Source organism: Pseudomonas sp. GW821-FHT03A09, from assembly GCF_059421065.1.
This window is the reverse complement of sequence record NZ_JBWKUX010000008.1, coordinates 260,642-282,344: the sequence shown is the minus strand read 5'-3', so window position 1 is coordinate 282,344 and position 21,703 is coordinate 260,642. Positions and strand designations below refer to the sequence as shown.

Annotated in this window: 22 protein-coding genes; 12 read left to right on the top strand and 10 right to left on the bottom strand. The window is 61.6% G+C overall.

What is annotated here, in order from left to right:
- Nucleotides 1-70 precede the first annotated feature (70 nt).
- The 5 genes from AC07V4_RS17145 to AC07V4_RS17125 all read left to right on the top strand — a co-directional run bounded on the left by AC07V4_RS17145 (nucleotide 71) and on the right by AC07V4_RS17125 (nucleotide 5,198).
- Entirely contained in the window at nucleotides 71-1,429 is a 1,359-nt protein-coding gene (locus tag AC07V4_RS17145) for a glutamine synthetase family protein (protein WP_492637586.1), read from the top strand.
- 24 nt (nucleotides 1,430-1,453) lie between these two features.
- The gene (locus AC07V4_RS17140) at nucleotides 1,454-2,542 is read left to right on the top strand and encodes a polyamine ABC transporter substrate-binding protein (protein ID WP_492637585.1); all 1,089 of its coding nucleotides are present in this window, start codon (nucleotides 1,454-1,456) and stop codon (nucleotides 2,540-2,542) included.
- Complete coding sequence (locus tag AC07V4_RS17135; RefSeq protein ID WP_492637584.1) at nucleotides 2,539-3,828, top strand: NAD(P)/FAD-dependent oxidoreductase; 1,290 nt, start codon at nucleotides 2,539-2,541, stop codon at nucleotides 3,826-3,828. The genes AC07V4_RS17140 and AC07V4_RS17135 overlap by 4 nt, the downstream gene beginning before the upstream one ends.
- A 129-nt stretch (nucleotides 3,829-3,957) precedes the next feature.
- On the top strand, nucleotides 3,958-4,755 hold the full coding sequence (locus AC07V4_RS17130) for an SDR family NAD(P)-dependent oxidoreductase (RefSeq protein WP_492637583.1): 798 nt from the start codon (nucleotides 3,958-3,960) through the stop codon (nucleotides 4,753-4,755).
- A gap of 26 nt (nucleotides 4,756-4,781) precedes the next feature.
- On the top strand, nucleotides 4,782-5,198 hold the full coding sequence (locus AC07V4_RS17125) for an SRPBCC family protein (protein WP_492637582.1): 417 nt from the start codon (nucleotides 4,782-4,784) through the stop codon (nucleotides 5,196-5,198).
- On the opposite strand, the gene AC07V4_RS17120 is transcribed toward AC07V4_RS17125, so the two are convergent.
- Both AC07V4_RS17120 and AC07V4_RS17115 read right to left on the bottom strand, forming a co-directional pair.
- A complete protein-coding gene (locus tag AC07V4_RS17120) occupies nucleotides 5,182-5,688 on the bottom strand; it encodes a P-loop nucleotide/nucleoside kinase family protein (protein ID WP_492637581.1) in 507 nt (168 codons plus the stop codon). The two genes, AC07V4_RS17125 and AC07V4_RS17120, sit on opposite strands and share 17 nt — an antisense overlap.
- A 42-nt stretch (nucleotides 5,689-5,730) precedes the next feature.
- Nucleotides 5,731-6,765 (bottom strand): alginate lyase family protein, encoded by a 1,035-nt coding sequence (locus AC07V4_RS17115; protein ID WP_492637580.1) that lies wholly within the window; start codon nucleotides 6,763-6,765, stop codon nucleotides 5,731-5,733.
- Between the two features lie 118 nt (nucleotides 6,766-6,883).
- Here AC07V4_RS17115 and dapF point away from each other — a divergent pair, with 118 nt between their 5' ends.
- Entirely contained in the window at nucleotides 6,884-7,687 is an 804-nt protein-coding gene (dapF, locus tag AC07V4_RS17110) for a diaminopimelate epimerase (RefSeq protein ID WP_492637579.1), read from the top strand.
- Nucleotides 7,688-7,780: 93 nt separating this feature from the next.
- Nucleotides 7,781-8,983: a TPM domain-containing protein gene (locus AC07V4_RS17105; protein ID WP_492637578.1), complete on the top strand. Its 1,203-nt coding sequence runs from the start codon at nucleotides 7,781-7,783 to the stop codon at nucleotides 8,981-8,983.
- 34 nt (nucleotides 8,984-9,017) lie between these two features.
- Here the strand turns inward: AC07V4_RS17105 and AC07V4_RS17100 are convergent, their stop codons facing one another.
- Nucleotides 9,018-9,695 carry a class I SAM-dependent methyltransferase gene (locus AC07V4_RS17100; RefSeq protein ID WP_492637577.1) on the bottom strand — a complete coding sequence of 226 codons (678 nt, stop codon included), beginning with the start codon at nucleotides 9,693-9,695 and terminating at the stop codon, nucleotides 9,018-9,020.
- A 110-nt stretch (nucleotides 9,696-9,805) separates the two neighbouring features.
- On the opposite strand from AC07V4_RS17100, the gene AC07V4_RS17095 reads away from it, so the two are divergent.
- Entirely contained in the window at nucleotides 9,806-10,339 is a 534-nt protein-coding gene (locus AC07V4_RS17095) for a GNAT family N-acetyltransferase (protein WP_492637576.1), read from the top strand.
- Here the strand turns inward: AC07V4_RS17095 and AC07V4_RS17090 are convergent.
- The 3 genes from AC07V4_RS17090 to AC07V4_RS17080 form a co-directional block, all read right to left on the bottom strand.
- Nucleotides 10,326-10,751: a GNAT family N-acetyltransferase gene (locus tag AC07V4_RS17090; RefSeq protein ID WP_492637575.1), complete on the bottom strand. Its 426-nt coding sequence runs from the start codon at nucleotides 10,749-10,751 to the stop codon at nucleotides 10,326-10,328. The two genes, AC07V4_RS17095 and AC07V4_RS17090, sit on opposite strands and share 14 nt — an antisense overlap.
- Before the next feature lie 2 nt (nucleotides 10,752-10,753).
- Nucleotides 10,754-11,245: a GNAT family N-acetyltransferase gene (locus AC07V4_RS17085; RefSeq protein WP_492637574.1), complete on the bottom strand. Its 492-nt coding sequence runs from the start codon at nucleotides 11,243-11,245 to the stop codon at nucleotides 10,754-10,756.
- Between the two features lie 192 nt (nucleotides 11,246-11,437).
- Nucleotides 11,438-12,853, bottom strand: a complete 1,416-nt coding sequence (locus AC07V4_RS17080) for a purine-cytosine permease family protein (RefSeq protein ID WP_431751637.1) — start codon at nucleotides 12,851-12,853, stop codon at nucleotides 11,438-11,440.
- A gap of 250 nt (nucleotides 12,854-13,103) precedes the next feature.
- Here AC07V4_RS17080 and AC07V4_RS17075 point away from each other — a divergent pair, with 250 nt between their 5' ends.
- On the top strand, nucleotides 13,104-14,015 hold the full coding sequence (locus AC07V4_RS17075; RefSeq protein ID WP_071483848.1) for a LysR substrate-binding domain-containing protein: 912 nt from the start codon (nucleotides 13,104-13,106) through the stop codon (nucleotides 14,013-14,015).
- A 134-nt stretch (nucleotides 14,016-14,149) separates the two neighbouring features.
- Here AC07V4_RS17075 and argE read toward each other — a convergent pair whose 3' ends face one another.
- Genes argE through AC07V4_RS17055 form a run of 4 tightly spaced genes read right to left on the bottom strand, consistent with a single transcriptional unit; the run spans nucleotide 14,150 to nucleotide 17,747 of the window.
- Complete coding sequence (argE, locus tag AC07V4_RS17070) at nucleotides 14,150-15,295, bottom strand: acetylornithine deacetylase (RefSeq protein WP_492637573.1); 1,146 nt, start codon at nucleotides 15,293-15,295, stop codon at nucleotides 14,150-14,152.
- Complete coding sequence (locus AC07V4_RS17065) at nucleotides 15,292-15,969, bottom strand: DUF1028 domain-containing protein (RefSeq protein ID WP_492637572.1); 678 nt, start codon at nucleotides 15,967-15,969, stop codon at nucleotides 15,292-15,294. Before AC07V4_RS17065 ends, argE begins: the two co-directional genes overlap by 4 nt.
- A 10-nt stretch (nucleotides 15,970-15,979) precedes the next feature.
- Nucleotides 15,980-16,390: a RidA family protein gene (locus tag AC07V4_RS17060; RefSeq protein ID WP_016969085.1), complete on the bottom strand. Its 411-nt coding sequence runs from the start codon at nucleotides 16,388-16,390 to the stop codon at nucleotides 15,980-15,982.
- A 25-nt stretch (nucleotides 16,391-16,415) separates the two neighbouring features.
- Nucleotides 16,416-17,747 carry a flavin-containing monooxygenase gene (locus AC07V4_RS17055; RefSeq protein WP_492637571.1) on the bottom strand — a complete coding sequence of 444 codons (1,332 nt, stop codon included), beginning with the start codon at nucleotides 17,745-17,747 and terminating at the stop codon, nucleotides 16,416-16,418.
- Nucleotides 17,748-17,942: 195 nt separating this feature from the next.
- Between AC07V4_RS17055 and AC07V4_RS17050 the strand changes: the two genes are divergently transcribed.
- The 3 genes from AC07V4_RS17050 (at nucleotide 17,943) to AC07V4_RS17040 (ending at nucleotide 21,667) form a co-directional block, all read left to right on the top strand.
- Complete coding sequence (locus tag AC07V4_RS17050) at nucleotides 17,943-18,740, top strand: helix-turn-helix transcriptional regulator (protein ID WP_492637600.1); 798 nt, start codon at nucleotides 17,943-17,945, stop codon at nucleotides 18,738-18,740.
- A 46-nt stretch (nucleotides 18,741-18,786) separates the two neighbouring features.
- Nucleotides 18,787-20,169: an aspartate aminotransferase family protein gene (locus AC07V4_RS17045; protein WP_492637570.1), complete on the top strand. Its 1,383-nt coding sequence runs from the start codon at nucleotides 18,787-18,789 to the stop codon at nucleotides 20,167-20,169.
- Between the two features lie 118 nt (nucleotides 20,170-20,287).
- The gene (locus AC07V4_RS17040) at nucleotides 20,288-21,667 is read left to right on the top strand and encodes an APC family permease (RefSeq protein WP_492637569.1); all 1,380 of its coding nucleotides are present in this window, start codon (nucleotides 20,288-20,290) and stop codon (nucleotides 21,665-21,667) included.
- The last annotated feature ends 36 nt before the right edge of the window (nucleotides 21,668-21,703 follow it).

Genomic DNA, 21,703 nt, shown 5'->3' with positions numbered 1-21,703 from the left:
GGCTCAAGATAGACCTCAATGCGCCGTGAGTACAACCCGGCGTGTGCATCCCACCCATGATGAGGTTCTTATGAACGCCCCCTTCGATCAGCTGTCCGCCTGGCTGAAAGAACACAAGATTACCGAAGTCGAATGCGTGATCAGTGACTTGACTGGCATCGCACGCGGCAAGATTGCGCCCACCAACAAGTTCCTGCATGAGCGAGGCATGCGCCTGCCGGAAAGTGTGCTGCTGCAAACGGTGACCGGGGACTTTGTCGACGACGACATCTACTACGACCTGCTGGACCCGGCCGACATCGACATGATCTGCCGCCCGGTTTCCAACGCCACCTACGTGGTGCCATGGGCCATCGAGCCCACCGCGATCGTGATCCACGACACCTTCGACAAGCAGGGCAATCCCATCGAATTGTCGCCGCGCAACGTGCTGAAAAAGGTGCTGCAGCTGTACACCGACCGAGGCTGGCAGCCGATTGTCGCGCCAGAAATGGAGTTCTACCTGACCCAGCGCTGCGAAGACCCGGACCTGCCGCTGAAAACCCCGGTGGGCCGTTCCGGTCGCGCAGAAACCGGTCGTCAGTCGTTTTCCATCGATGCCGCCAACGAATTCGACCCGCTGTTCGAAGACGTCTACGACTGGTGCGAAGCCCAGGGCCTGGACCTCGACACGCTGATCCACGAAGACGGCCCGGCGCAGATGGAAATCAACTTCCGTCACGGCGACGCGCTGGACCTGGCCGACCAGATCACAGTGTTCAAGCGTACCCTGCGCGAAGCCGCACTCAAGCACAACGTGGCCGCCACCTTCATGGCCAAACCGGTGGCCGACGAACCCGGCAGCGCCATGCACCTGCACCAGAGTGTGGTGGACATCGCCACCGGAAAACCGGTGTTTGTCGATGCCGATGGCAACAAGAGCCAGCTGTTCCTGCACCACATCGGCGGGCTGCAGAAATACATCCCCAAGCTGCTGCCGATGTTCGCGCCCAACGTGAACTCGTTCCGCCGATTCCTGCCGGATACCTCGGCGCCGGTCAACGTGGAGTGGGGCGAAGAGAATCGCACCGTCGGCCTGCGCGTGCCCACCTCCAGCCCCGATGCCATGCGTGTGGAAAACCGCCTGCCCGGCGCCGATGCCAACCCTTACCTGGCGATTGCCGCGAGCCTGCTGTGCGGCTACCTGGGCATGGTCGAGCAGATCGAACCGAGTGCACCCGTGGAAGGCCGCGCCTATGAGCGACGCAACCTGCGCCTGCCGTTCACCCTCGAAGATGCCCTGGCGCGGATGGAGGACTGCGACACGGTCAAGCAGTACCTGGGCGACAAGTTCGTGCGCGGCTACGTCGCGGTCAAACGCGCCGAGCATGAAAACTTCAAGCGGGTGATCAGTTCCTGGGAGCGTGAGTTCCTGCTGTTGAGCGTCTAAAACAACCAAAAAAGGGGTGTCGATATGCGTCTTGTGAAAAAGCTTCTCCCGCTGGCCCTGGTGGCCGCATTCAGCAGTGCAAGCCAGGCTGCACCGACAGTCAGTGTCTACAACTGGACCGACTATATCGGCGAGACCACCTTGGCCGACTTCCAGGCCAAGACCGGGATAAAAGTGATCTATGACGTATTCGACTCCAACGAAACCCTGGAGGGCAAACTGCTGGCGGGACGCACCGGGTATGACGTGGTGGTGCCGTCCAACCACTTCCTGGCGCGCCAAGTGAAGGCGGGTGCGTTCCTCAAGCTCGACCGCTCGCAGTTGCCTAACTTCAAGAACCTCGACCCCAAGCTGCTCGCACTGCTGGAGAAAAACGACCCGGGCAATGCGCACTCGGTGCCGTACCTGTGGGGCACCAACGGTATCGGCTACAACGTCGACAAGATCAAGCAGGTGCTGGGCGTCGACCATATCGACTCATGGGCGGTGCTGTTCGAACCGGAGAACATCAAAAAGCTCAACCAGTGCGGCGTGGCCTTCCTCGATTCGGCGGATGAGCTGTTCCCGGCGATCCTCAATTACATGGGCAAGGACCCGCGCAGCGAAAATCCCAAGGATTACCAAGAGGCCGAAGCCAAGCTGCTGACGTTGCGGCCGTACATCACTTACTTCCATTCCTCCAAGTACATTTCGGACTTGGCCAACGGTGATATCTGCGTAGCGTTCGGTTATTCCGGCGACGTATTCCAGGCCGCCAACCGCGCCAAGGAAGCCAAGAACGGGGTGAACATCGCCTATTCGATTCCCAAGGAAGGTTCCAACCTGTGGTTCGACCTGCTGGCGATTCCCGCCGACGCGAGCAACCCGAAAGAAGCCCACGCGTTCATCAACTACCTGCTCGATCCCGAAGTGATCGCCAAGGTCAGTGCCTCGGTGGGGTATGCCAACGCCAACCCTGCGGCCAAGCCGTTCATGGCGCCGGAACTGGTGAACAACCCTGAGGTGTACCCGCCCCAGGCCGTGCTCGACAAACTCTATATTTCCACCACGCCCAGCCCGGCGACCATGCGCCTGATGACGCGCGCCTGGAGCAAAGTGAAGACCAACAAATGATGCAGTCCAATGACCACGCCCAGTCCTACTACCGGGCGACGGCCAATGCCATGCCTGAGCGTCCTGCACTGGGCGCTGATCTCACCGCCGATGTCTGTGTGATCGGCGGTGGGTTCACCGGCGTCAACACCGCCATCGAACTGGCCCGGCGCGGGCTCTCGGTGATCCTGCTGGAGGCGCGGCGTATCGGTTGGGGCGCCAGCGGGCGCAATGGCGGGCAGTTGATTCGCGGGATCGGCCACGACGTATCAGGGTTCGCCAAGTACGTGGGCGAGGAGGGTGTGCGTTATCTGGAGCGGGCCGGCATCGATTCGGTGGCGCTGGTGGGCGAGCGTATTCGCGAGTACAGCATCGACTGCGACCTGCGCTGGGGCTTTTGCGAACTGGCCAACACCCCGGCGCAATTCGCCGCGTTCACGGGCGAGCAGGACAGCCTGGCGAAGTTGGGCTATCAGCACGAAACCCGTCTGGTGTGCCCCCAGGACATGTCTCAGGTGGTGGGCTCCACGGCTTATGCCGGTGGTCTGGTGGACATGGGCTCCGGGCACTTGCATCCGCTCAATCTGGTATTGGGTGAGGCCCAGGTGGCCGAGTCTCTCGGGGTGCGGATTTTCGAGCACAGCCCGGTGCTGGAGTTGATCCACGGCGACACCGTGCAAGTCCGTTGCACGGGCGGCACGGTGCGCGCCGCGCACTTGGTCTTGGCGTGCAACGCACACCTGGATGAACTGGAACCGCGCCTGAGCGGCAAGGTGCTGCCGGCGGGCAGCTACATCATCGCCACCGAGCCGCTGAGCGAGGCCATGGCCCGACAGCTGATCCCGCAAAACCTCGCCCTGTGCGACCAGAAAGTCGGGCTGGATTACTACCGCCTGTCAGCTGACCGCCGCCTGTTGTTCGGCGGCGCCTGTCACTACTCAGGACGCGATCCAGCCGACATCGCCGCCTATATGCAACCGAAGATGCTCAAGGTGTTCCCGCAGTTGGCCGACAGCGCCATCGAGTTCCAATGGGGCGGCAAGATCGGTATCACCGCCAATCGCTTTCCCCAGGTCGGGCAACTGAAGCAGCATCCCAACGTGTTCTATGCCCAGGGTTATTCAGGGCATGGGCTTAACGTGACCCATTGGTGCGCAAAACTATTAGCCGAAGGCATTCACGCCGGGCAGAGCAAAGGCCTGGATGTCTTCAGCCAGGTGCCGCACATGACCTTTCCGGGCGGCAAGCTGCTGCGTTCGCCACTGCTGGCGCTGGGCATGCTGTGGTTGCGGTTGCGGGAGTTGTAAGCGGTAAGACCTTGCAGGACTCAAGTCGGTCTCAGTATGTCTTGGACGGTCCGATTCTCGCCGTCTAGGATCAACTCAACGGTCATAACAGACCCAGAGCCTGTCTGAGCCAACTTGAGGAATTCGAAGATGAACATTGATGTAAGTGGAAAAGTCGCCATCGTCAGCGGCAGCACCGCCGGGATCGGCCTGGGCATCGGCCAGGCGCTGGCGCAATCCGGCGCCACCGTGGTGGTGATCGGGCGTGACGCGGGCAAGGTCGACGCGGCGCTGGCGAGCATTCGCCAGGCGGTGCCGGAGGCGCAATTGCGTGGGTTGGTGGCGGACCTCGGCACGGCTGAAGGCGCGGCGACACTGTTTGCCGCCGAACCGCGCGCCGACATCCTGGTCAACAACCTGGGCATCTTCAATGATGTGGACTTTTTCGACGCGCCGGACAGCGAGTGGACGCGCTTCTATGAGGTCAACGTGATCTCCGGCGTGCGCCTGGCGCGGCATTATGTGCCGGGTATGGTGACGCAGGGCTGGGGCCGGGTGATCTTCGTGTCTTCGGAGTCCGGTGTCGCGATTCCGGCTGACATGATCAACTACGGCGTGACCAAAAGCGCCAACCTGGCGGTGTCTCATGGCTTGGCCAAACGCCTGGCGGGCACGGGGGTGACGGTCAATGCGATTCTGCCAGGGCCGACCTTCACCGACGGCCTGGAGCAGATGCTCAAGGACGCGACGGCCAAATCCGGGCGCAGTGCCCGGGATGAAGCGGATGTGTTTGTGCGCAGCGCGCGACCAACCTCGATCATCCAGCGTGCGGCCAATGTCGATGAAGTCGCGAACCTGGTGGCGTACATTGCGTCACCGCTGTCGTCTGCCACCACCGGTGCCGCGTTGCGGGTCGACGGTGGGGTTGTGGACAGCATGGCGATCTGAATTTTTTCTGATGTGGAGTATTTCTCGTGGCAACAGCGTCTTCTGTGATTGAAATCCCGGTATCGGCCGATCAGGTCTGGCAATTGGTCGGCGGCTTCAACAGCCTGCCGGATTGGTTGCCGTTCATCGTCAAGAGCGAGTCGGCTGACGGCGGGCGCGTGCGCCATCTGCAAACCGCCGATGGCGGGGTGGTGGTCGAGCGCTTGCAGGCGTTTGATAACGTGGCGCGTACCTACAGCTACACGATCGAACAGTCACCGTTTCCGGTGTCTGCTTACCTGGCGACCTTGCAGGTTGAAGCCTTGAGCGATACATCGGCGAAGGTGACCTGGTCCGGCGTATTTACCCCGGCAGCAGGCACCACGGATGTGCAGGTCGAGGCATTGTTTGCAGGTGTCTACAGCGGTGGGCTTGAGGCGCTGCGGGCTAACTTCCCAGGCTGAGCCGTTCGAGGATCAGGGCGACTGACTGAGCCGGCGTGACGCTCGCGGTGTCGAGGGTCAGTGGCGGCTGAGTCCAGGCTGTGTATTCGTGGGCCGTCACCGACTGCCAAGTCGGTGGCACCAGCCCGGGAATATCGCCCACCCGGGTTTCTACACGGCGTTGGTGTTCCTGCCGATCTGAGCAGATCACCTGGATATCGATCAGTTCGACGCCCGCTGCCGCCGCCACGTCTTGCCAGGCTTGGCGGCTTTCTTCGAGCGGATTCACACAGTCGGCGACGACCTGATGCCCCAAGCGCAGATTGCTCAGGGCCAGCGTATTGGCCACGTGGTAGCCGCTGGCACCCACATCGCCCGCCAGTACCGCAGCCTCGCGCAGCGCCTGCTCGATCACATCGATACGCAAATACACCGCACCCGTCCGGCGGGCCAGTTCCCGGGCAATCGTGGTCTTCCCGGTGCCGGGCAGGCCGCTGAATACAATAAGCATGGTCGATCCTTCGAAGAGTAAGCGCGGCCAGTCTAGCGGTGTCTACTTCAAATAGCAGGCCGTGATCCAGTCCGCCGGCTGTTCTGCCAACTGCTTGGCCACCGGCAGGTAACGGCTGTCCAACTGCGCCGCCAGCCAGAACAGCGTGGCGCTGCTCTTGGGTTGCCAGGTGCCGCTGTAGCCGGCTTCACCGACGTTGGCGCGGTCCTTGTCGAATTGCACATGGGTGTGCACGAACTCTTGATGGCTGCGCTGGCCATTGGCATAGGGCACCAGCCAATCCAGCGCGGCACCCAGTGAGGCGCCATTGGCGCTGAGCTTCAACCAGTCGCCGCCGATGCCGTAGGGTTTGGCGGCCAGTGCGGCCTGTACCAGGGGCTCGAGGTCGTAGACCACGTAGTGCAGGGCATCGCGGTCCTGGAAATCGCTGACTGAGCCGTCGGGCAGTATGTTGTCGGCGATTTGCTGTTTGAACAGCTGCAGCGCCTGCTCCAGCATCGGGTGGTCCCCCAGTGCGGCGGCGGCCACGGTGACCAGCTTGACGCGATGGCTCTGCCAGTTGTTGGTCTGGGTGCCTTTCTTCTGCCCGTGGAATTGCTGGATATGCGCGATGTAGCCGTTGCCCAGGGTGCGAATCAAGCGACGGCTGGCATCGCGGGTTTCCAGGCCCAGGTGGTCGGCGGTGAGCGCGTAGGCGCTGATCAGCATGTCGAGGTTGGTTTCGTCGATCGGGTTGAAGTCGGGCTGATACACATCGGCCCAGGCGGCCAGGTAGTTGTCGACTTGCTTGAGGTAGCGCGGGTCGCCACTGATGCGCCAGGCCAGCGCGGCCTGGCGCATGACCGGCCAGTCCTTTTCTGCCGCGATGCTTGGCTCGCGGATGCCCTGGTTCGGCAACGTGCCTTCGGTGTGCAGATGAGGCAGCGGGTTGGGGGTGTCGCCCAAGTGCCGCTGCGCGGCGGCCAGCAATGCCTTGGCGTTAGGGCTGGCAGCGCCAGGCTGGCAGAGGTTGGCGGCCATGGCGGCGTGGGAAAACAGAGCCAGCACTGCGGTGAGGGCGAGGGTGGTGTTTTTCATAGAAAGCTCGGCTGGGCTGGAACACGATTACGCTAGCACGCGGCCGGATCGGGTTTGATGAAACTCCGGTCAACTCAGTATGCTGGTGCTCTCCGCCCGCTTGTCTACTGGACTGTCCATGCCCTTGCCGTTCGTGAAGATGCACGCCCATGGTGATGATTTCGTCATCATCGACCGCCGTGGCCAGGACGACCCGATCACCGCGCAGGTCGCCCGTCGCCTCGGCAATCGCCATACCGGCATTGGCTTCAACCAGCTCGCCGTGGTGCTCGACTGCGAGGATGCCGCCGCGCGTATTCGGTTCTGGAACGCCGACGGCACGCCGCTGCAAACCTGCGGCAGCGCCACCCGTGGCGTGGCCGACCGCTTGATGCATGAAGCCGGCACGGATTCGGTGGTGTTGCGTACCGACCGAGGGTTGTTGACCTGCGTGCGTGTCAGCGGGCAGCGCGTGTCGGTGGACATGGGCGCGCCTGCGCTGGACTGGTCGGCCGTGCCGCTGGCCGAGGCGATGGACACCCGCTTACTGCCAATCGACGGCCACCCGGCCGCGTGCGGCATGGGCAACCCGCACTGCACGTATTTTGTCGACGACATTGTCGCCATCGATGTGGCTGCGGTTGGCCCGGCGCTGGAGGTTCACCCGTTATTCCCGGCCAGGACCAATGTGCACTTCGTGCAAGTGCTCGACCGCAGCCATATCCGCCTGCGCATCTGGGAGCGCGGTGGCGGTGTGCCGCAGGGTTCCGGTTCGTGTTGCTGTGCAGCGGTGGTCAACGGGATTCGGCGCGGGTTGCTGGATGCCACGGTGGCCGTGCAGTGTGACGGTGGCACGGTGACGGTGCAGTGGGACGGGCAGGGCGGGGTGATATTGACCGGCCGTGTCGAGCCGATCATGCAGGGTAGTGCCTACGTGCTTTGATCCGTCGCGGGAAAGGTCGTACCGTCGGTCACGGGTTATAGCGTTGATAAGGTAAAGTCGGCGCCTTCAGGAAGAAACTTCAGGTAACAAAGCATGGTGGTGATTTTGCGGCAATCCGTTTTGAGCCTGGTGGCACTGCTGCTCGTTGGCCTGTTGAGCCTGGCCCAGGCCGACACGTCACCCATCGGCGTGGCCCTCGACCAGCGGGTGATTGACCTCACCAACACCCTCGACGCGAGCACCACAGCCGGTCTGAAACAACAACTGACTGCCGTCGAACAGCGCAAAGGCGCGCAAATCGCCGTATTGCTGGTGCCCACCACGGGCGGTACAAGCATCGAGGACTATGCCAACCAACTGTTCCGCGCCTGGAAACTGGGGCGCAAGGACGTCAACGACGGCATCCTGCTGGTGGTGGCCAAGGATGATCGCAAGGTGCGTATCGAGGTGGGCTATGGCCTGGAAGGTACCGTCACCGACTTGCTGGCCCATCGCATCATCGAAGAACACATCACCCCGGCGTTTCGCCAGGGGGATTACACGGGAGGCGTGCAGCAGGCGGTCAATGATTTGATTGTGTTGGTGGGCGGTGGCGACTTGCCCAAAGTGGCAGGGCCTGGCCTGAATCCTCAAGCGGTTGCGGTATTGCTTGCCTTCATTTTTGGCGGCGTCGGCGGAGTATTGATGGCCGCTGGCAAACTGCGCTGGCGCAAGGCGTTGATTGCGATGGTGGTACTGACGCTGCTGGTGACGTTCTTCACCGGTGGCCGGGAGTGGTGGGCAAACCTGTTCATCCTGCCAATGACCCTGTTGATCGCCGGCGCCACGTTCGGGGCGTTATGGACGGCACGCACGGTGTTTTACGGCGTGGTCGGGTTACTGGCCTACATCGTGGGGTTGCTGGTGGTGGACCACTGGTATGTCGACGTCGACTTTATCCATTGGTTGGCGTTGCCACTGGGAGCACTGGCCGTGATAGGGGCTTACTGGGTGCTCTGGATGGTCATGAGAAGCGCCTGGAGAACCAGCCGAGCCGGTTTTACCGTGCGGTTGTGCGCAGCGGCGGCGGTGTATGTGGCGGCCGGGTTGATCGCAGACGCGGGCCGCGAAGGATGGCTGGTGGCGTTTCCGATTGCTTCGTTTGTGGCCTTGTTCATCTTTGCCAAGACTGCCACGGGTGCGGGGTCGGGTTCGAGCGACGGGAGCAGTTCGAGCTCCAGCGACTCCAGCTCCAGCAGCGGTTCGTCCGGTGGCGGTGGTTCCAGCGGCGGCGGCGGGGCGTCGGGCAGTTGGTAGCACAGGACTCACTACAGGTTTGGAGTCATCCCAGTTAGTTCGGCTTGTAGCCCACCCACCCTTTGAAACTGAAGCCGGCATAGAACAACTCGACGCCTTCAAACCCGGCTTCCCTCATCAAGGCCGCATCCGCCTCGGGTGACAGCACTGGCAGTTTCTCACTGATTGCCACGATCGCCCGTTCGGCATCGGCTACGGGTACACCCGAATCCACCGCAAACGCCGCATAGCGCTTCAACCAGCGGGCTTTCTCTGCCGGCGCCTGGGGGAAGCTATGATGCGCCACAATCAGCGGCGCCCCTGGCAGTAGTCGTTGCCACAATGCCTTGAGGGTGTGCAGGCGCTCCTCGGCGGGGATGAAGTGCAAGGTCAGCAAACACGTGGCCCCATCAAACGGCCCCAGCGGCGCGCTATCGATATAGCCTTCATGCAACTGCACATGCTCATTCAACGGACCCAGTGTCGCTTCGGCCAGCTTCAACATTTCGGCCGACGGGTCCACCCCGACAAAACGCCAACCCGGTTCGGCCTCGACAAAACGCTTCAACTCCAGGCCGCCACCGGCGCCCAGCACCAGCACATTGCCGCTGGCCGGCACGTTCTCACGCAGCAGCAGGGTGGTCATGCGTTGCAGCCCCTCGAAACCCGGCACCAGGCGCACAGGGCCTTCTGCGTAGCGGGCGACGGCATCGGGGTCGGAGAAAAAACTCATGGAGAGGCTCCTGCGATGTGGGCGGGGGCTAAACCCTACTGTGGTGAATCCGCAGAGGCAACATTCATGGTAAAACGTCGATCCTCACCAGCCCTCGTTCAGGAAGCTCGATGTCTGCCATCACCCTCCGTCCCGCCACGTTCGACGACGCCCTGTGCATCGGCGTGCTGGGCATGCAAGTGTTCCTCGACACCTACGCCACCCAGGGCATTCGCCGCTCGATTGCCAATGAGGTATTGCAAGCGTTTGCCCCGGATGCGATCACGGCACTGATGGCGGAACCCGGCACCGCGCTGGTGGTTGCCGAGTCCAATCAGCACTTGGTCGGCTTCGCCCAGATCAAACTCAACGCCGGCCATCCGATGATCGAGATGCCCGATATTGCCGAGCTGCAGCGCCTGTATATCCAGGAGCGTTTTACCGGCCTGGGCATCGGCTACCAACTGCTGCAAGCGGCGGAGCAGCATGCCGCGCAAGAAGGCGCTTCGATGCTGTGGGCGACGGTGTGGGTAGGCAATGAGCGCGCGCTGGGGTTCTACCCTCGGCGTGGGTATGTGGTGCTGGGAGCGCCGACCTATACCTTCCAAGGGGAGACCCATGGCAATCGGTTGTTTGGCAAGCGCCTGAGCGTCACAACGGCTTAGACAGAAACACCCGACTGCTGCCCGCCGGCTCACACGGGATTTCACCAAAGCGCACCCAGCCGTGTTTTTCGTAAAACCCTGGCGCCTGGAAACTGAGGGTGTACAGCACCGCATGAGCGCAACCGCGACGCCGGGCTTCATCTTCAAAGGCGTGCAGCAACTGGCTGCCCAGGCCCGAACCGCGTAGCGACTCGGGCAGGTGGAACAGGTCGAGAAAGGCTACGCCCAGGCTGGTTTTGCCGGTGATACCGCCGAGGATCGCCTGGGTGTGTGGGTCTTTGATCAGCACGGTCAGTGGCTGGCGGTCGTTGAAGCCGGTGATGGCTTCATTGAACGCCGCCAAGCCGTTGCCGAGGATGCGCTCGGCCTCGGGGCTGGGTTGGTCGCTGATTTCAATGCGCGGTGCGTTCATATCTAGAGCGCCATGACCATTTCATGCCACGCCATGCCACCGTGATCCGACGGCGAAGGCTGCACGTACTTATAGCCCATGCGCTCATACAGCTGCACGTGTTGCTCCTTGCACATCAAATGAATCGTCTGCTTGCCCATGCCGCGCATGCGCTGCACAAACTCAGTCATCAACGCCTTGGAATAGCCCTTGCCCTGATGCGCCGGGTCGACCACCACTGACATGATCACCACATTCGGCGCCTCGGCCGAATGCCCCACCAACTCCTTGAACGCCTCGTCCGACATCACCACCTCGTGGGCGCAGCCAGAGTTGATGAACCCCACCACCTCGCCATCCGCCTCCAGGATCAGAAAGCCTTGCGGGTACAGGGCAATGCGCGTGGCGATCTTCTCCAGGGTGGCGGCTTCATCGCCCTCGTAGGCGCTGATTTCGATTTCAAAGCAGCGTGCGGCGTCGGCGGGGAGGGCGTTGCGGAAGGTGAGGGCGGGCATGGGAATCCTGGGACGTTGAGCGAAAGGCCACATGATAGGCATCGGGTGAGGACACCGCCAGCCACACTGCCGCCTTCGCGGCCTCGCTGGAGCTCGACGGGTCCCACACTTTGATCGCCGTGATCCCCTGTGGGAGCTGTCGAGCCCCAGCGAGGCTGCGAAGGCGGCGGGACAGCCGCCCTCAAACTCCATTCAGACCCCACCCACCAACTTCCCTCCATCCATCCTTCTTTTGTAAGCACTGTCACGACTCGCCAACCAGAAATACAACGGCGACGTCACCACCAACCCCACCACCCAGGACAAATCCGCCCCGTTGATGTGCGCCGAGATCGGCCCCACGTACAGCGGCGTGTTCATGAACGGAATCTGCACCGCAATCCCCACCGCATACGCCAGCAGCGCCTGTGGGTTGTACTTGCCATAAATCCCGCCATCCACCCGGAAGATCGAGGCAATGTCGTACTTGCCCTTATGGATCGCATAGAAGTCGATCAGGTTGATCGCCGTCCACGGCACCAGCACCACCAGCAGCACGAGCACCATGTCGACGAAGTGACCGATGAAGTCCTTGGAGGCAAACACCGCTGCAATCGCACATGCGGCCAGTACCAATGTCGAGATCACGGCGCGGCTTTTCGCGGTGGGGATCCAGCGGTACGCAAAGGTTTGGATCAGGGTGATGATCGACAAAACGGCGCCGTACAAATTGAGTGCGTTGTGGCTGATCACGCTGAGCAAGAACAGCACCAGCATCAATGGGCCGATGGCGCCGGTGGCGAGTTTGACGGCGTCCATGGTGTCCATGCCTACCGGCGTGGCGAGCACGGCGACGGCACCGAAGATGAAGGCCAGGCTGGAACCCAAGGCGGAGCCCAGGTAGGTAGTCCAGAACGTCGACGCTACGGGTACATCGGCCGGCAGATAGCGGGAGTAGTCGGACACGTAAGGCGCGAATGCGATCTGCCACAACGCCGCCAACGACACCGTGGCCAGCCAACCGGAAATGTTGAATTCACCACGGGTCAAAAAGTCGGTGGTCTGCACGTGGGTGAAGATGTAGCCAAAACCCAGCACGATGCCGGCGCCGAGCACCCAGGTGCCGATGCGGTTGAGTACGTGGATGAAGCGGTAGCCGATAATGCCGATGATACCGGAGCCGATGGCGCCAATGACGATGCCCACCGGTACGGGCACGCTGTCGACCACGCCGTGCAGGGATTTACCCGCCAGCACGATGTTGGAGGCGAAGAAGCCGATGTACATGACGCCGGCAATCACCACCACCAGCAGCGCGCCGAGGGAGCCGAACTGGGCACGGCTCTGGATCATCTGCGGGATGCCCATCTGCGGGCCTTGGGCTGAGTGCAAGGCCATCAGCACGCCGCCGACCAGGTGGCCGACGAGAATGGCGACAATGCCCCATAGCAGGTTCAGGTGAAACAGTTGTACGCCGAGTGCACCCGTGACGATCGGCAACGGCGCGATGTTGCCGCCGAACCAGAGGGTGAACAGGTCTCTTACCTTTCCATGGCGGTCTTCCGGGGGCACGTATCCAATCGTGTGTTTTTCGATAAGCGGGGCGGAGGATGTTGCAGTGGTGACCATGACGAGCTCCAAGGCAAGGTGAGTACGTTGACGTACTTCGCTGTGCGCCGCACGGGCGGCGCTTTGTTGTTGGAGTGATCATCTGCAATGGGCGCAGGGAGGTAAATTAGTAAGTTTGTTGCTATAGACCTTAAAAAATATAGCTCACGGCGGATTATGCTCCGGTATGTTGCATGCACTTGAATCCCTGTGAAAAAGCCGATTTTCACGCACTTGTTTGGGGCGAAATCCCACGTTTCTGGAGGTCCCGATGGCTGCTTATAACCTGCGCCAGCTCAGATATTTTGTCACCACGGCCGAGTGCGGCAGCGTCGCCGAGGCGTCGCGCAAGCTGTATATCGCGCAGCCGTCGGTTTCTACCGCGATCAAGCAGTTGGAAGACAGCTTTGGCGTGCAGCTGTTTATCCGCCATCACGCCCAGGGTGTGTCGCTCACCCCCAGCGGCGCGCGGTTTTATCGCAAGGCCCTGGAGCTGTTGCGGGTGGCCCATGAGTTCGAGCAGAACGCACTGGCGGACAATGACGTGGTGGCGGGGCAGATCGATATTGGCTGCTTTGAGACCGTGGCGCCGTTGTATCTGCCGCGCTTGATCGCCGGCTTCAAGGCGCGTTGGCCCGGGGTGGAGATCCGTATTCGCGATGGCGAACAACAAGAGCTGGTGCAGGCGTTGACGGCGGGCAGTATCGATATGGCGATGCTGTTCGAACACGACCTGGGCGGCACGATCGAGACCACGCCGTTGATGCCACCGCAGCAACCCTATGCATTGCTGCCGGCGGATCACCGTTTTGCGCAGCAGGCCAAGGTGTCGTTGGCGGACCTGGTGCTGGAGCCCATGATTCTGCTGGATGTACTGCCGAGCCGGACTTACTTCGTGAGCATCTTTGAAGAACGTGGCTTGACGCCGAATATCGTGTTCAGCTCGCCGTCGATCGAGATGGTACGAGGCATGGTGGGGAGAGGGTTTGGTTTTTCGATTCTGGTGACCAAGCCTTTTACCGAGTACACCTATGATGGGCAGAAGGTGGTGTGTGTGCCGCTGGCCGAAACGGTGACCGGTTCCGGGCTGTCGGCAGTGTGGTTGCGCCGGGCGCCGCTGACCAAACCGGTGCAGTTGTTTGTGGATTATTGCCGGGAAGAACTGGCAAGACTTCTTGGTTAAACACAGGACTAAAAATGTGGGAGCTGGCTTGCCTGCGATGGCATCACCGCGGTGTGACTAACACACCGAGGTGCCTGCATCGCGGGCAAGCCCGGCTCCCACACAAGCCCGCACACACTCAATTTGTATTCGGTTCAGGTGCGAATCGAGTCGAGCATGCGCAACAACATGGCATCACATCCCGCCAACTGCTCCACACTCACAAACTCATCCGGCTTATGCCCCTGGTCCATACTTCCAGGCCCGCACACCACCGTGGGAATCCCCACCGCGTCAAACAACCCACCCTCGGTGCCGAACGCCACGGTGCCGAAGTCCCGCGAGCCGGAAAACGCCGCAATCAGCTCTGCCGCCTGGCTGCGCTCATCGGTGACCAATCCCGGGTATGCCGACAATTCGGTAAACCGGATCGAGCTCTGCTTGCTGACGGCCTGCATGCGCGGCAATACCTGTTGCAGAGCATAGGCTTGCAGTTCCTCGGCCACTTCCTCCGGGTCCATCGACGGCAACGCGCGCACTTCAAAATCGAACCGGCAGTCAGCCGGCACGATATTCAGTGCCTTGCCACCTGCGATCACCCCGGTCTGCACCGTGCTGAACGGCGGGTCAAACCTCGGATCTTGCTGCTCGCGCAGCCGTTGCCCAATCCGCCCCAGCTCGCCAATCAGGTCGGCGGCATGCTCGATGGCATTCACGCCATAGGGCGCATAGGCCGAATGGCACGCCTCGCCATGCACATCGCAACGCATCGCCAGTTTGCCTTTGTGGCCGAGCACCGGTTTCAGCTCGGTCGGTTCGCCGATGATGCACAACATCGGCTGCACCGGCCGCTGTTCCAGAACCGCCAGCAGTGAGCGCACGCCCAGGCAACCAACTTCTTCGTCATACGACAAGGCGATATGCACGGGGATGCGCAACGTGGCCTTGACCAGCTGCGGCACCAGCGCCAGCACGCAAGCGATATAGCCTTTCATGTCGGCAGTGCCGCGGCCAAACAGCTTGCCGTCGCGCTCGGTCAACTCAAACGGCGGCATTGTCCAGGGCTGGCCGTCCACCGGCACCACGTCGGTATGCCCCGACAACACAATGCCTGGCAGTTCCACCGGGCCGATGCTGGCGAACAGGTTGGCCTTGCTGCGTTCGGCGTTGTAGACCAGCTTGCAGGCCACGCCAAAACCCGCCAGGTAATCGCGCACGAACTCGATCAGTTGCAGGTTGGATTCGCGGCTGGTGGTGTCGAACCCCACCAGCGTCTGTAGCAAGGCGCGGCTGCTGTTCATCGGTCGTCTCCGGCCACGCCGTAGCCAGGGGAACGGTCAGGGGCGAGGGCACGGTCGATGTAGTCCTGCACTTGCGGGCGGTAGGCATCCCACAGCTTTTGCAATTCACCAATAGGGTTTTCGTCGGCCCAATCCACCCGCAGGTTGATGATAGGCCAGGTCAGTTCACCCACCACCACCAACGCGGCGGAATGCACCGGGCCGGCTTCGCCACCTGCGGCAATGGCGGCGTGCATCGCGGCCAGAAGGCGGTCTGCCAGCTGGCCTTCGCCTTGTTCAAATACTTTGACCATCGCCTCGATCACGCGGCGGTCGGCAAGCATATTGCCCGCCGCCACGCACTGTTCGCCCGACACTGCATTGTGGGTGCCCAAGGTTTCGCTGCCACTGAAGTGCACGCTGCGCCCCAGGTGATCAATCGCCGTCAGTTGCCGGTACTGGCTGTAGCCGTTGCTCGTCAGGGCCTTGTCGACCGCCTCGGCAGGCGCCAGGCCTTGTTCCAGCAGGTCGAGTACGTCCGGGCCGAGGGCCGGCAGGGTGATGTTCTGGGTCGACACCGCCCCTACACCGGGCCGCAGCCACGGGCAGCGGGCGCCCACGGCGATGCTCGATGAGCTGATGGCGATACCCAGTTGGCCGGTTTCGGCGCAACGGGCGACGATTGAAAAGGTCATGTGCAGCTCCTTACTCGGGAATGACGGCGATCACATCAATTTCCATCAGCCATTGCGGCTGGCCCAATGCCGAGACCACCAGCCCGGTGGAAATCGGGAACACGCCCTTGAGCCACTTGCCGACTTCCTGATACACCGGCTCGCGGTAGCGTGGGTCGATCAGGTAAGTAGTGGTCTTGACGATATGACTGAGGTCGCTGCCCGCTTCTTCCAGCAGTTGCTTGACGTTTTTCATGGCTTGCTCCGCCTGGGCACGCGGGTCGCCGAGGCCGATCAGGTTGCCCTCGAAATCAGTGCCCACCTGGCCGCGCACATACACGGTGTTGCCGGCGCGTACGGCCTGGCACAGGTCGTTGTCCAGGCTCTGGTTGGGGTAGGTTTCCTTGGTGTTGAACATACGGATGCGAGTGTGAGTAGGCATCAAAAAGACTCCGGCAAAAAAGTGATCAGGCGCTGACAGGGGACTGGCGAGCCACCGGGGCGGCTTCGCGGTATTCAAGGTATTGGCGTTGGATCGCGATGTGGTCGGCCACGTATTTGGCGTCGTGCCACACACCCCAGATAAACGACGAGCCCCGGCGCGATTGCCACGGCAAGCCGAGGAAATAGATACCCGATTCGCTGGCCACACCGCGTTGGTGCTGCGGCTTGCCGGCAGCGTCGAAGGCGTCGACTTTCAACCAGCTGTAATCCACGGCAAACCCGGTGGCCCAGATGATCGAGGTGATGCCGGCCTTGGCCAGGTCCAGTTCCAGGATTGGCTGCTTGATGCACTCGGCGTCGGGGAACACACGGCGCGCTTCGGGCTCCACGGGCAGGTCGAGGCCGTTGCGTTCGATGTAGGCGTCGGCCGCATCCAGCAGGGCCAGGTAGTTCTCGTCACCGCGTGCCAGGTTGTCCACCAGGTTGGCTTGGAAGCTTGCGGTGCTGCCGTTGAAGGACTGGGTCAAGCCAACCAGGGTCATGCCTTGCTGGGCGAGCTCGCGGAAGTCGATGGTCTTGCCGCCGTGGGCGCCACTCACGGCAATGGTCACGTGCTCACGACCGGGCTTCATCGCCGCTTGATCCCACTCGCCCAGTACCCCCAGCCACCAGCAGAAATCGCGGTTGCGATAGGCGCGGGGCGGGCGGTCGTGGGCACCGACCGACAGGTACACCTGGCGCCCGGCACGTTGCAACTCATCGGCGATCTGTACGCCGGACGAACCGGCACCCACCACCAGCACAGCGCCTGCCGGCAGTTGCGCGGGGTTGCGGTAGTCGGCGGAGTGGATCTGGTGCAGAGCGCTGTCTTTAGGGGCGATGGCCGGAATCACTGGCTTCTGGAACGGCCCGGTGGCTGCGACCACACGGTTGGCTTCGATCACCCCTTCGCTGGTGTGTACGGTGAAACCGGGGCGGCCCGCATTGCGCACCACAGAGAGCACGTCGACGCCGGTGCGTATTGGCGCATTGAACTTGCGTGCATAGGCTTCGAAGTAGGCGGCAACGCGTTCTTTAGGCGCGAAACCGTCGGCGGCGACGTCATCAAATTCCAGCCCTGGAAAACGGTCATGCCAGGCCGGACCGTTGGCGACCAACGAGTCCCAACGCCCAGTACGCCAGCGCTCGGCGATACGGCTGCGCTCCAGCACCAGGTGCGGCACGCCTTGCTTACTCAGGTGCTCGCTCATGGCGACCCCAGCTTGACCCGCTCCCACTACCAGCGTGTCTATTTTTGTTATTGCTTCAGTCATGTGTCTGTCCTTGCGTAATGCAGTTGGATTCAGCTTGGGCATGACTTCAAGGCTAGGGGGAGGGCGGTTTTTAATAAAATATTATTAAGCTGGGAAGTGAGCATAAATATCGGATGCAACCTCACCCTATCGGGTGATTCCGGTGACGAGATAGCTGTGTGACCATCCTTGCAGTTCTTTGAGCGAGTCTTTGAAGTGGAAAACGACCGGCTTTCTTCTGCGCAATGGTTCGACCAGATGGCCCGGGTGACGACGAGCATCGGGCAATCGGGGTTCGCTGCCACCTTGTTCGAGGCTCTCGGTTACATCCAGCCGATCCAGGCCACCACGTTGTATTTCTATCCCCGTGGCGGCATGCCCAGCGCGTTGTTCGAGGTGGAGGGACCGTGGTTGCCACAAGGCAATGTGCGCCAATACCTGTCCGGCTTTTATGTGCTCGATCCGTTTTACGGGGCCAGCGTCGAAGGCGTCAGTTCAGGTTGTTACGACCTGGCGGACGTCGCGCCCGATCACTTCGAACTCAGTGAGTACTTCCAGTCGTTTTACCGCCACTCACATCTGGAAGATGAGCTGAACTACATCCTGCAGTCGGGCAACGGATCAAGCCTGGCCGTGTCGCTGGCGTTTACGCAGAAGCTCGATGCCGCCACCACCGAACAGTTCAAGCGCATCGCGCCGTGGGTGCTGGCGGCGCTGGGCAAGCATTTTGTCGGTTTGGATGGCCACGGTGCGCGCTTCGAAAACGTGCTGGAGCAGCGCATTCACTCGGCACTCAACAACTTTGGTTCGTCGATTTTGACCGAACGAGAATGCCGCATCGCCCAACTGATCCTGCGTGGGCATTCCACCCGCTCGTTGGCCGAACGCCTGGATGTCTCTGAAGACACCATCAAGTCCCACCGCAAGCACATCTACACCAAGCTCGATATCGGCGCGCAATCGGAGCTGTTTGCCTTGTTTATCGATTCGCTCGCCGAAGCCCAGGGCGTGCTGAGCAAAGACCCTTTGGAAAGCTACATGAGCAAGCACCGCTGAGCGGCATTGCTCCCCCTTGCGTTATCACTAATAAGAGAGAAAAACCATGAACCTACCCGCCCAATTGCAACGCCGTACCGAGGACTATCAGAAGGCGGATGCGGCCCATCATATTCATGCCTTTGTCGATCAAAAGACGCTGAATGCCGAAGGCCCGCGTGTAATGGTGCGCGGTGAAGGCCTGTACCTGTGGGACAGCGAAGGCCAGCGTTACCTGGACGGCATGTCTGGCCTGTGGTGTACCCAACTGGGCTACGGTCGCAAGGATCTGACCGCTGCCGCCGCCACGCAGATGGATCAGTTGGCGTATTACAACATGTTCTTTCACACCACCCACCCGGCGGTGATCGAGCTGTCGGAGCTGCTGTTCAGCCTGCTGCCTGGGCACTACAGCCACGTGATCTACACCAACTCGGGCTCCGAGGCCAACGAGGTCTTGATCCGTACCGTGCGCCGCTACTGGCAAGTGGTCGGCCAGCCGCAGAAAAAGATCATGATCGGTCGCTGGAACGGCTATCACGGCTCTACTCTGGCCGCGTCGGCATTGGGCGGCATGAAGTTCATGCACGAGATGGGCGGTCTGGTGCCTGATGTGGCGCACATCGACGAACCCTATTGGTATGCCCATGGCGGCGACCTGACCCCGGCCGAATTCGGCCGTCGCTGTGCCTTGCAACTGGAAGAGAAAATTCTGGAACTGGGTGCTGAGAACGTCGCGGGCTTTATCGCCGAACCGTTCCAGGGCGCGGGTGGCATGATTTTCCCGCCGGAAAGCTACTGGCCCGAGATCCAGCGCATTTGCCGTCAATACGATGTGCTGCTCTGCGCGGATGAGGTGATTGGTGGTTTTGGCCGCACCGGCGAGTGGTTCGCCCATCAACACTTCGGTTTCGAGCCGGATACGTTGTCGATTGCCAAGGGCCTGACTTCCGGCTACCTGCCCATGGGCGGCCTGGTATTGAGCCAGCGCATCGCCGATGCCTTGGTGGAGCGCGGTGGTGTGTTTGCCCACGGCCTGACCTATTCCGGGCACCCGGTGGCGGCAGCGGTGGCGTTGGCCAATCTCAAGGCGCTGCGGGATGAAGGCATCGTGCGCCAGGTGAAGGACGACACCGGGCCGTACTTGCAGAAGATCCTGCGCGAGGTGTTCGGCAACCACCCACTGATCGGCGAGATCCAGGGCACGGGCCTGCTCGCGGCCTTGCAGTTTGCCGAGGACAAAGGCACGCGCAAACGTTTCGACAATGAAAACGATCTGGCCTGGCAATGCCGCACCTTTGGTTTTGAAGAGGGTGTGATCATTCGCTCGACCCTCGGGCGCATGATCATGGCGCCGGCCCTGGTGGCCACGCGCGCGGAGCTGGACGAACTGGTCGACAAGACCCGTATCGCGGTCGACCGCACCGCACGGATCGCGGGAAAACTGTGAAGTGACCTGCCCACCACCCCAGGCCGGGGTGGCGGGCAACCTCCATCAGACAAGGCTTGAACGGCATCGACGTGATCGCATGCCGCGACGCCCTGCATCCCATTTCCAGGAGTCACCCATGAATACAATAACAAACGTGACCGATACACCCGCCCATCGTGCCTCACCAAAACCCGCGTCGTCCCGACGCTTTCGCCAGCCCTTGGGCCTGGTCGGGCTGGTGCTGTTCGGGCTCGCGTATATGGTGCCGCTGGCGGTGTTTACCACCTATGGGCTTGTGACCCAGATGACCAAGGGGCACTTGCCGACCGCCTATATGCTGACCCTTGCCGCGATGCTGCTGACGGCCTACAGCTATGGGCGCATGGTCCAGGCGCATCCGTATTCCGGCTCGGTTTATTCCTATACGCGCAAAGCGTTTGGCGCCTATTTCGGCTTCATCGCTGGCTGGACCTTGTTGCTCGACTACATCTTCTTGCCGCTGCTCAGCTACTTGTTGATCGGCATCTACATGACCGAATACTTCCCCGGGGTGCCAACTGCCGTGTGGGTGCTCGGCTCCATTGCCCTGGTGACGACGCTCAACCTAGTCGGCATCGAGTCCATCACTCGGGTCAACTGGATACTGATCGTGGCCCAGTTGGTGTTCATTGTGGTGTTCGTGGCGTTGTCGGTGCGCACCCTCAGCGAGCAGTCCGCACCCGTTGCGTTGCTCGCGCCATTCCACCACGACGGTTTCAGTGCGCCGTTGATCATGGCGGGCGCGGCGGTGCTGTGCCTGTCGTTTCTCGGCTTCGATGCCGTGTCGACCATGGCTGAGGAAACCCCCAACCCGCGACGGACTATCCCGCTCGCGATCATGGTGGTGTCGCTGTTCGGCGGCCTGTTGTTCCTGCTGGTTTCGTATTTTGCCCAGATGGTTTTCCCTGAATGGAACAGCTTCGTCGATCCGGATTCCGCCTCGGTGGACGTCATGCGTCGCGTGGGGGGCGAGCTGCTGGTGACCGCTTTTACCGCAACCTACGTGGCCGGCTGTTTTGCCTCGGCGATGGTCTCCCAGGCCAGCGTGTCGCGGGTGTTGTTCGCCATGGGGCGTGACGGCGCGCTGCCCCGTGTACTCGGCAAGCTGGTGACGAAAAAGCGCGTGCCAGCCACGGCGATCCTGCTGGTCAGCCTGTTCTCGTTGATTGCCCTGTTCATCACACTGGACACCGTGGCCAACATGATCAGCTTCGGGGCGTTGTTCGCGTTTTCGGCGGTGAACCTGGCGGTGATCAAGCATTACCTGGTTGACCAGAAGTTGCGCGGCGTTCGGAACTACCTGCTGTACGCCGCACTGCCGGCCCTGGGGTTCCTCAGCACGCTATGGCTGTGGACCAGCCTGTCGGGCCTGTCCTTCACCATCGGCTTGTGCTGGATGGGGCTTGGGCTCGTGTGTTTGCTCGGCATCACGCGGGGACTGAGCGTGAAGATGCCGGAACTGCAGATCGCTGAATAACCCTTCTTATCCCTCGACCTTCATTGGGAGTACACC

Coding starts and splice junctions, on each gene's coding strand:
- AC07V4_RS17145 (WP_492637586.1), top strand. CDS start 71: ATGAACGCCCCCTTCGATCAGCTGTCCGCCTGGCTGAAAGAACACAAG.
- AC07V4_RS17140 (WP_492637585.1), top strand. CDS start 1,454: ATGCGTCTTGTGAAAAAGCTTCTCCCGCTGGCCCTGGTGGCCGCATTC.
- AC07V4_RS17135 (WP_492637584.1), top strand. CDS start 2,539: ATGATGCAGTCCAATGACCACGCCCAGTCCTACTACCGGGCGACGGCC.
- AC07V4_RS17130 (WP_492637583.1), top strand. CDS start 3,958: ATGAACATTGATGTAAGTGGAAAAGTCGCCATCGTCAGCGGCAGCACC.
- AC07V4_RS17120 (WP_492637581.1), bottom strand. CDS start 5,688: ATGCTTATTGTATTCAGCGGCCTGCCCGGCACCGGGAAGACCACGATT.
- AC07V4_RS17115 (WP_492637580.1), bottom strand. CDS start 6,765: ATGAAAAACACCACCCTCGCCCTCACCGCAGTGCTGGCTCTGTTTTCC.
- dapF (WP_492637579.1), top strand. CDS start 6,884: ATGCCCTTGCCGTTCGTGAAGATGCACGCCCATGGTGATGATTTCGTC.
- AC07V4_RS17105 (WP_492637578.1), top strand. CDS start 7,781: ATGGTGGTGATTTTGCGGCAATCCGTTTTGAGCCTGGTGGCACTGCTG.
- AC07V4_RS17100 (WP_492637577.1), bottom strand. CDS start 9,695: ATGAGTTTTTTCTCCGACCCCGATGCCGTCGCCCGCTACGCAGAAGGC.
- AC07V4_RS17095 (WP_492637576.1), top strand. CDS start 9,806: ATGTCTGCCATCACCCTCCGTCCCGCCACGTTCGACGACGCCCTGTGC.
- AC07V4_RS17090 (WP_492637575.1), bottom strand. CDS start 10,751: ATGAACGCACCGCGCATTGAAATCAGCGACCAACCCAGCCCCGAGGCC.
- AC07V4_RS17085 (WP_492637574.1), bottom strand. CDS start 11,245: ATGCCCGCCCTCACCTTCCGCAACGCCCTCCCCGCCGACGCCGCACGC.
- AC07V4_RS17080 (WP_431751637.1), bottom strand. CDS start 12,853: ATGGTCACCACTGCAACATCCTCCGCCCCGCTTATCGAAAAACACACG.
- AC07V4_RS17075 (WP_071483848.1), top strand. CDS start 13,104: ATGGCTGCTTATAACCTGCGCCAGCTCAGATATTTTGTCACCACGGCC.
- argE (WP_492637573.1), bottom strand. CDS start 15,295: ATGAACAGCAGCCGCGCCTTGCTACAGACGCTGGTGGGGTTCGACACC.
- AC07V4_RS17065 (WP_492637572.1), bottom strand. CDS start 15,969: ATGACCTTTTCAATCGTCGCCCGTTGCGCCGAAACCGGCCAACTGGGT.
- AC07V4_RS17060 (WP_016969085.1), bottom strand. CDS start 16,390: ATGCCTACTCACACTCGCATCCGTATGTTCAACACCAAGGAAACCTAC.
- AC07V4_RS17055 (WP_492637571.1), bottom strand. CDS start 17,747: ATGCCCAAGCTGAATCCAACTGCATTACGCAAGGACAGACACATGACT.
- AC07V4_RS17050 (WP_492637600.1), top strand. CDS start 17,943: ATGGCCCGGGTGACGACGAGCATCGGGCAATCGGGGTTCGCTGCCACC.
- AC07V4_RS17045 (WP_492637570.1), top strand. CDS start 18,787: ATGAACCTACCCGCCCAATTGCAACGCCGTACCGAGGACTATCAGAAG.
- AC07V4_RS17040 (WP_492637569.1), top strand. CDS start 20,288: ATGAATACAATAACAAACGTGACCGATACACCCGCCCATCGTGCCTCA.